At 62.1% G+C, this 7,258-nt stretch carries 9 protein-coding genes and 3 tRNA genes; all 12 read right to left on the bottom strand.

Annotation, left to right across the window (positions count from 1 at the left end):
* The coding region (locus NDJ10_RS12150; RefSeq protein ID WP_296162561.1) for a GTP-binding protein at positions 1-146 on the bottom strand (146 nt) is incomplete at its 3' end.
* A 100-nt stretch (positions 147-246) separates the two neighbouring features.
* Positions 247-321: transfer RNA gene (locus NDJ10_RS12145), tRNA-Thr, on the bottom strand.
* 22 nt (positions 322-343) lie between these two features.
* Positions 344-417, bottom strand: a tRNA-Gly gene (locus NDJ10_RS12140).
* Positions 418-481: 64 nt separating this feature from the next.
* A tRNA-Tyr gene (locus NDJ10_RS12135) sits at positions 482-567 on the bottom strand.
* Positions 568-673: 106 nt separating this feature from the next.
* Positions 674-1,372, bottom strand: a complete 699-nt coding sequence (locus NDJ10_RS12130; protein WP_296162548.1) for a uracil-DNA glycosylase — start codon at positions 1,370-1,372, stop codon at positions 674-676.
* Positions 1,373-1,377: 5 nt separating this feature from the next.
* Positions 1,378-2,166, bottom strand: a complete 789-nt coding sequence (gene trpC / locus NDJ10_RS12125; RefSeq protein ID WP_296162545.1) for an indole-3-glycerol phosphate synthase TrpC — start codon at positions 2,164-2,166, stop codon at positions 1,378-1,380.
* Positions 2,159-2,296, bottom strand: a complete 138-nt coding sequence (locus tag NDJ10_RS12120; RefSeq protein ID WP_296162543.1) for a hypothetical protein — start codon at positions 2,294-2,296, stop codon at positions 2,159-2,161. Before NDJ10_RS12120 ends, trpC begins: the two co-directional genes overlap by 8 nt.
* Positions 2,283-3,344, bottom strand: a complete 1,062-nt coding sequence (gene trpD, locus NDJ10_RS12115; protein WP_296162541.1) for an anthranilate phosphoribosyltransferase — start codon at positions 3,342-3,344, stop codon at positions 2,283-2,285. Before trpD ends, NDJ10_RS12120 begins: the two co-directional genes overlap by 14 nt.
* Positions 3,345-3,361: 17 nt before the next feature.
* Positions 3,362-4,015, bottom strand: a complete 654-nt coding sequence (locus NDJ10_RS12110; protein WP_296162539.1) for a LysE family translocator — start codon at positions 4,013-4,015, stop codon at positions 3,362-3,364.
* Positions 4,016-4,028: 13 nt separating this feature from the next.
* Positions 4,029-5,111, bottom strand: a complete 1,083-nt coding sequence (ltaE, locus tag NDJ10_RS12105; RefSeq protein WP_296162538.1) for a low-specificity L-threonine aldolase — start codon at positions 5,109-5,111, stop codon at positions 4,029-4,031.
* Positions 5,104-5,709 carry an aminodeoxychorismate/anthranilate synthase component II gene (locus NDJ10_RS12100; protein WP_296162536.1) on the bottom strand — a complete coding sequence of 202 codons (606 nt, stop codon included), beginning with the start codon at positions 5,707-5,709 and terminating at the stop codon, positions 5,104-5,106. Before NDJ10_RS12100 ends, ltaE begins: the two co-directional genes overlap by 8 nt.
* Before the next feature lie 3 nt (positions 5,710-5,712).
* Complete coding sequence (locus tag NDJ10_RS12095; RefSeq protein ID WP_296162534.1) at positions 5,713-7,236, bottom strand: chorismate-binding protein; 1,524 nt, start codon at positions 7,234-7,236, stop codon at positions 5,713-5,715.
* Between the last annotated feature and the right edge of the window lie 22 nt (positions 7,237-7,258).

Below are 7,258 nucleotides of genomic sequence, written 5' to 3'. Positions count from 1 at the left end.
TGGTCGTAGGCCTTGGCCGCACCGCCAAATTTGGCTGCCAGCACGGTGGTGATGGCCGCCGTCAGCGTGGTTTTGCCATGGTCAACGTGACCGATGGTGCCCACGTTGACGTGGGGCTTGGTTCGTGTGAATTTTTCTTTTGCCATTTTCAGACTCCGAAAATAAGACCGTCAAATTAAAAAAACAGCATCAACCCTAAACCTGAGCCGATGCAATACACCTCAACATCCAACAACACCAAATTAATGGTGCCCATTCCGGGAATCGGACCCGGGACCTCTCCCTTACCAAGGGAGTGCTCTGCCACTGAGCCAAATGGGCGATGTACCTGCATTGTGCACACTGGAGCGGGAGACGGGAATCGAACCCGCGTCATTAGCTTGGAAGGCTAGGGTTCTACCATTGAACTACTCCCGCCTTGAAGCTGAACCCGTCAACCCGTCAGCGCCTGCGCTTCAGTGCCACATTCAATCTCTAACACTGGTGGAGAGGGCTGGATTCGAACCAGCGTACTCGTAAGAGGGCAGATTTACAGTCTGCTGCCATTAACCACTCGGCCACCTCTCCACGGTGAACCCCGGATTATGCCATTAAGTTTGACTTCATCACGACTCTTTGTGTATTTTTCCGCCTCCTGGCAACAAAACCGCCATTTTGCAAACCGACACAAGGGCTATTTTGGATGCCGGTCACGCCAGGTCCTGGCCTGCGAGAAATGTCCACACCCCAGAAATGGAAGCGGTGGCCGCAATGCCGACAAGGGCGAGGGGTGATTGGCGCACAGGATCAGGTGACGCGAAGCATCGATCAGCTTGCGTTTGCTTTGGGCATGGTTACCCCAGAGCATAAAAACCACATGGTCCGAGTGATCGGAGACATCCTTGATGATCGCATCGGTCAACACCTCCCAACCTTTTCCAGCATGGCTGGCAGGCCGCCCTTCCTCGACGGTCAAACAGGTGTTGAGCAGCAACACGCCGTGGCGCGCCCAGCGCACCAGACTGCCCCCCGGGCTGGGAAACGGTGGCACGGGCTCGCCGAGGTCGCGCTGTAATTCCTTGAAAATATTGCGCAAGGACGGTGGCAAGGCCACGCCTGGCGCCACCGAAAAAGCCAGACCTTCGGCCTGGCCGCGGCCATGGTAGGGGTCCTGCCCCAAAATCACCACCCGAACCGATTCCGGCGCCGTCAATTCAAGCGCACGCAAGGGTTGTGGCGGAAAAATGACAGCGCCCGCAGCCAGACGCTGGCGCAAAAATGTCAGCAGCTGGACGCCCGCCTGTGATTCAAAAAAACGATCGACCAGGACTTGCCAGCCCGCTGCGACCGGCCAGTCCCCGGGGTTGGCAGATGCCAATTGACTGGGCGACATGGCGGTCACCCAAACAGCGCAGCCAGTGCCTCACCTGGCTCGTCGGCGCGCATGAAGGCCTCGCCCACCAGAAAGGCATTGACCCCCGCAGCGCCCATGCGCAGCACGTCGTCACGGCTATGGATGCCGCTTTCGCACACCAGCAGCCGGTCAGCCGGAATGTCGCGCATCAGGCTCAGGGTGGTGTCGAGCGAGACCTCGAAGGTCTTGAGGTTGCGGTTGTTGACGCCGATCAGCGGCGTTTTGAGCTGGAGGACGCGCGCCAGTTCTGCCGCGTCGTGCACCTCGACCAGCACCGCCATGTCGAGGCTGCGGGCAATCTGCTCGAAGTCCTTCATTTGCGCGTCGTCAAGGCAGGCAGCGATCAGCAAAACAGCATCCGCCCCACAAGCGCGCGACTCGTAGATCTGGTACGCGTCCACCATGAAATCCTTGCGCAGCACCGGCAGTTGGCAGGAGGCCCGCGCCTGCTTGAGGTAATCGATGCAGCCCTGGAAAAATGGTGCATCGGTCAACACCGACAGGCAGGCTGCGCCATATTCGGCATAACTTTGGGCAATGTCGGCAGGAATGAAGTCCGTCCGCAGCACGCCTTTGGACGGGCTGGCTTTCTTGATTTCGGCAATCACGGCGGGCTGGCCGGCGGCAATTTTGGCGCGCAGGGCGCCGGTAAAGTCACGCGTCAGCACCCGGCTCTCGGCATCAAAGCGCATCGCGGCGAGCGACTTGCGCTTCAGGGCGGCAGCGACTTCTTCACGCTTGACCGCAACAATTTTGTCCAGAATATCAGTCATGTTGGCTTGGCTCCTGCGAGCCTTTTTTTAAAACGTTGACGAACACGCGGTGCAGCACCAGCCCCGCGACGATAAACAGCACCGAGACACCAATGGCAAGCCAAGCCCCGTCGGTATCAAGCAAGCGCATGTCGGGCCGCGCTCAGGGCATGGGCGGTGGTGACCAGGACTTCCAGCTTGGCCTTGGCGGCGCCGGATTCAAGGGCGGCACGCGCCTTGTTGATGCCGTCCTGGATTGAGTCGGCCACATTGGCGGCATAGAGCGCCACACCGGCGTTGAGCACCACAATCTCCTTGGCCGGACCGTCCACGTTGTCCAGCACCCCCAGCAACATGGCGCGCGACTGCTCTGGCGTCTCGACCTTGAAGGCGCGCGTACTGGCCATCGCCATGCCGAAGTCTTCCGGGTGGATTTCGTACTCGGTCACCTTGCCATTCTTGAGCTCGCCCACCATCGTGGCAGCCCCCAGACTCACCTCGTCGAGGCCATCCATGCCATAAACCACCAGCGCATGTTCGGCGCCCAGGCGCTCCAGCGCGCGCACCTGAATGCCGACCAGGTCGGGGTGGAACACACCCATCAAAATATTCGGCGCCCCGGCCGGATTGGTCAGCGGCCCGAGCAGGTTGAACACGGTCTTGACACCCATTTCCCGGCGCACCGGTGCCACGTTTTTCATCGCCGGGTGGTGGTTGGGCGCAAACATGAAGCCGACGCCGACCTGTTCAATACACTGCGCAATCGCCTCGGGCTTGAGGTTGATGTTGACCCCAAGCGACTCCATCACATCGGCGCTGCCGCTCTTGCTGCTAACGCTGCGGCCACCGTGCTTGCTGACCTTGGCACCCGCTGCCGCGGCCACAAACATGGCACAGGTCGAAATATTGAAGGTGTAGGCGCCATCGCCGCCGGTGCCCACAATGTCGACCAGGTGCGTGGTGTTGGCCACATGGACCTTGGTGGAGAACTCTCGCATCACCTGCGCCGCCGCCGTGATTTCGCCAATGGTTTCCTTTTTGACGCGCAGGCCGGTGATGAATGCGGCCAGCATCACCGGCGACCATTCGCCGGCCATGATCTGGCGCATGATGTGCAGCATCTCGTCGTGAAAGATCTCGCGGTGCTCAATGGTGCGCAACAGCGCTTCCTGCGGGGTAATCTTGAGGGTATGGGGCATGGTGATCTCTGGAAAACTCAGTGGGCGGGATTGTCGGACATGGCCAGCTTGAGGCCAAAACCGATGAACAGGGTACCGGCAACGCGGTCCAGCCAGTGCAGGGTGTGCTGCACCACCTGCACCCGGTTGGCCGCCCATCCGGCGAGCCAGGCGTAGCCAAAATTGATCGGCAGCGAGTTCAGGTTGAACAGCAGGCCCAGCAGCAAAAAGGCAGTCACCTTGTCGGTGGCGCCGGGGGCGATGAACTGCGGCACGAAGGCCAGAAAGAACAAGGCCACTTTGGGATTGAGGACATTGGTCAGAAAGCCACGCAGGTAGATGCGAGACAGGTCAACGGCCGCCTGTTCCGGCACCGGCTGTGCGGGCACGATGCCGCTAGCACCCCGGCGCGACAACAGCAGGCGCAGGCCCATCCACGTCAGGTAGGCGGCACCAACCCACTTGAGCACGGTGAACGCCATGGCCGAAGTGGCCAGTAAAGCGCCGACACCCAGGGCCGCGGCGAACACGTGCACAAAGCAGCCACTGACAATTCCCAGCGCCGCCACCATGCCGGCGCGCACGCCGCTTTTGAGGGCATGGTTCACGATGAACAGCACATCCGGTCCGGGTGTCAGGTTGAGCAGCCAGCCGGCCACGATGAACATCAGCAATTGGGGGGTATCAGGCATGGCATCAAGGGGTTCAATACACAGCCGTGCCGGTGACCGGCGCACGCGCGGTGGCGCCGGGCTGGTCATTGAAAAACTGGTGAATGCAGGCCAGGGCATGGTCGATGCCCGCCTCGTCCACGTCCAGATGGGTGACAAAACGCAGGCCGATCAGGCCGGTGGCCAGCACGCCCTGCTGCGCCAGGTACGCCAGCAAGGCCGGCCCATGGCCCCCGGTGACATCGACAAACACGATGTTGGTCTGTGCCGAGCGCACCGTCAGGGCGTCGATGCCCGCCAGACCCCGGGCCAGCCGCTGCGCCAGCGCATGGTCGTGCGCCAAACGATCAACATGGTGGTCCAGCGCGTAAGAAGCCGCGGCGGCCAGTACGCCCGACTGGCGCATGCCGCCGCCCAGCATCTTGCGCCAGCGCAGCGCACGGGCAATCAGGGCACGCGAGCCGCACAGCGCCGAGCCGACCGGCGCGCCCAAGCCCTTGCTGAAGCACACCGAAACGCTGTCGAAATAGCCGGCAATGTGCCGCGCCGCGGCATGGGCACTGGCGCCCGCTTCGGGGGTGACGACCGCGGCATTGAACAGGCGTGCGCCGTCCAGGTGGGTGGCCAGGCCACGTTCGCGGGCCAGGCCGGTTGCTTGCGCCAGGTAGGCGAGCGTCATCGGGTGGCCGTTCCAGGTGTTTTCCAGGCACAGCAGGCGGGTGCGGGCAAAGTGGATGTCGTCGGGTTTGATCGCAGCGCCGATGTCAGCCAGCTGCATTTCGCCGGTCGTACCTTGCGTCAGCGGCTGTGGCTGGATGCTGCCCAGCACCGCCGCGCCACCGCCCTCAAAACGGTAGGTGTGGGCAAGCTGGCCGACGATGTACTCGTCGCCGCGCTCGCAATGGGCCATCAGGGCACACAGGTTGCTTTGCGTGCCCGTGGGCATGAACAATGCCGCTTCTTTGCCGGTGATGTCGGCAATGCGCGCCTGCAGTGCGTTGACGCTGGGGTCGTCGCCAAAGACGTCGTCGCCGAGTGGTGCGGCCAGCATGGCCTCACGCATGGCCGGTGTCGGTTGCGTGACGGTGTCGCTGCGAAGATCAACGGTTTTACGCATGGTATACCCCACGAGGTTTCAAGAAGTTCGCCAGGATGGCGTGTCCGTGTTCGGTCAGGATGCTCTCGGGATGAAACTGCACACCTTCGATGTCGAGGCTGGTGTGCTGGATGCCCATGATTTCGCCGTCATCGGTCCAGGCCGTCACCTTCAGGCAGGCCGGACAGCTGACGCGCTCGATCGACAGCGAGTGGTAGCGGTTCACCGTGAACTGCGTGGGCAGTCCGGCAAACACGCCCTCTTGCGTGGTGGTAATCACACTGGTCTTGCCGTGCATCAGCTGCTGCGCCCGGATGATCTTGCCGCCAAAGGCAGCACCAATCGCCTGATGACCCAGGCACACGCCCAAGATGGGCAGCTTGCCGGCAAAGTGCCGGATGGCAGCCACCGAAATGCCGGCCTCGGCGGGCGAGCAAGGGCCAGGGGAAATAACCAGCCGGTCCAGGTCCCCAGCAGCCAGGCGCGCATCCATGTCGGCCAGGGTGATTTCGTCGTTGCGTGCCACGCTGACCTCTGCACCCAACTCGCCCAGGTACTGGACGATGTTGTAGGTGAAGCTGTCGTAGTTGTCGACCATCAGTAATTTGATTTTTTTCATGTCTTACTCCAGCCCTTCTTCCACCAATTCAGCAGCCCTGAGCAACGCCCGCGCCTTGGCTTCGGTCTCGCGCCACTCCATCTCGGGCACGCTGTCGGCCACCACACCGGCGGCGGCCTGCACATAAAGCATCTGGTCCTTGATGATGCCGGTGCGGATGGCAATGGCGACGTCCATGTCACCCGCGTAGCTCAGGTAGCCGCAGGCGCCGCCATACAGGCCGCGCTTGGTCGGCTCCAGCTGGTCAATCAGCTCCATGGCGTGCACCTTGGGCGCGCCCGTGAGCGTACCGGCCGGGAAGGTGGCCTTGAGCACGTCCATGCTGGTCATGCCCTCGAGCAGGGTGCCTTCGACGTTGCTGACGATGTGCATCACATGGCTGTAGCGCTCGACGCAAAAGGCGTCGGTCACCTTGACGCTGCCAATTTTGGCAATGCGGCCGATGTCGTTGCGCGCCAGGTCGATCAGCATCACATGCTCGGCGCGCTCCTTGGGGTCGTTGATGAGTTCCACCTCGGCGGCCTTGTCTGCCTCGGGCGTGGTGCCGCGCGGACGGGTGCCGGCGAGTGGACGGATGGTGATTTTTTGCACGGCCTGGCCATCCTGCGTGACCTGCTCCTGGCGCACCAGGATTTCGGGGCTGGCACCCACCACATGAAAGTCGGACCCATCTGCCGTGGCACCGCTGAAGTTGTAGTAATACATGTAGGGGCTCGGATTGAGCGAGCGCAGCGCACGGTACAGGCTCAGCGGCGACTGGCTGTAGGGCTTTTTAATGCGCTGGCCCACCTGCACCTGCATGAAGTCACCACCGGCAATCAGTTCCTTGGCGCGCTCCACGGCAGCGATGTAGTCGGCCTTGGCAAAGTCACGCACCGCCGGCTCGCCCGCACTGGCCAGCACCTGCGGCGCGCGCACCGGTTGGTTCAGGCGCTCCTTGAGTTGCGCCAGCCGCTCGGTGGCACGCTGGTAGGCTTGCGGCTGGGCCGGGTCAGCATAGACCATCAGGTAGAGCTTGCCCGACAGGTTGTCGATGACGGCGAGTTCCTCGCACTGCAGCAGCAAAATGTCAGGGCATCCCAGCGCGTCAGGCGGGCACGAAGCCTGCAGCTTTTTCTCGATGTAGCGTACGGCGTCATAACCAAAGTAACCCGCCAGTCCACCGCAAAAGCGCGGCATGCCGGGCTGCAACGCGACCTTGAAGCGCTTTTGGTAATCGGCAATGAAGTCGAGCGGATTGGCACGGGAGGTTTCCACCACCACGCCATCGGTCACCACCTCGGTGCGTGCCGCGGCGCCAAAGTCACTGGCGCGCAGGAAGGTGCGCGCGGGCAGGCCAATGAAGCTGTAACGGCCGAAACGTTCGCCGCCCACCACCGATTCGAGCAAGAAGCTGAAGGGCGCATTGTTGGCCAGTTTGAGGTAAAGCGAGAGCGGCGTTTCCAGGTCGGCAAAGGCTTGCGCCACCACCGGAATGCGGTTGAAGCCCTGGGCGCTTAAAGCATTGAATTCAGGTTCGGAAATCACGGGAGCATCTTTCTAAGGAGGG

This window comes from Rhodoferax sp. (genome assembly GCF_023700745.1).
Lineage (GTDB): Bacteria > Pseudomonadota > Gammaproteobacteria > Burkholderiales > Burkholderiaceae_C > Rhodoferax.
Note: the sequence above shows the minus strand (reverse complement) of the source record. Positions and strands in the feature narration are given on the sequence as shown.